Origin of the sequence: Catenovulum agarivorans DS-2, from assembly GCF_000568405.1 — a bacterium.
GTDB classification, from domain to species: domain Bacteria; phylum Pseudomonadota; class Gammaproteobacteria; order Enterobacterales; family Alteromonadaceae; genus Catenovulum; species Catenovulum agarivorans_A.
On the sequence record NZ_ARZY01000110.1, the window covers coordinates 1 to 508 of the forward strand.

Annotated in this window: 1 protein-coding gene; it reads right to left on the reverse strand. The window is 41.1% G+C overall.

What is annotated here, in order from left to right; translation table 11 throughout:
• Nucleotides 1–508: IS66 family transposase (gene tnpC, locus DS2_RS19415; RefSeq protein ID WP_035016746.1), on the reverse strand; the 508-nt coding region annotated here is incomplete at both ends.

Here is a 508-nt window from a genome sequence, read left to right on the forward strand (position 1 = left end):
ATTGCACTGGCATTTGCACCCTTGGCTGTTTGGCTAAACAGCCAATTTTTTCTGCCAATGACAAACGGTTTAATTGCGCGCTCTGCGCGATTATTGTCGATAGATAAGTTTCCATCACACGCATAACGAACCAGTTTATCCCACTGATTTAAGCTGTAATTAATTGCCTCACCCAGCTTCGATTTAGGCAAGGTGTTTAGCAATGATTTTTCTAGCCAACGTTTGTATTGTTCAAGCAATGGCACTGTGTCTTTTTGTCTAATGTTTTGCTTTTGGGCAGCAGTTTTTCCTTTGATTTTTATTTCAACCCGATACAGCTTTTGAATATGGTTAATTGCCCAATTGGCTTTACCCGTTTTACCTTTGGGTTGTGCTTTTTCGGCTTCAATAAATTTGCGTCTTGCATGTGCCCAGCAGCCAGCAAGCTTGGCTTTCGTTTGTTCATAACCCTGATAGCCATCAACTTGTAAATAGCCTGAGTAACCCTGTAAAAAATTCACAGGGCAAC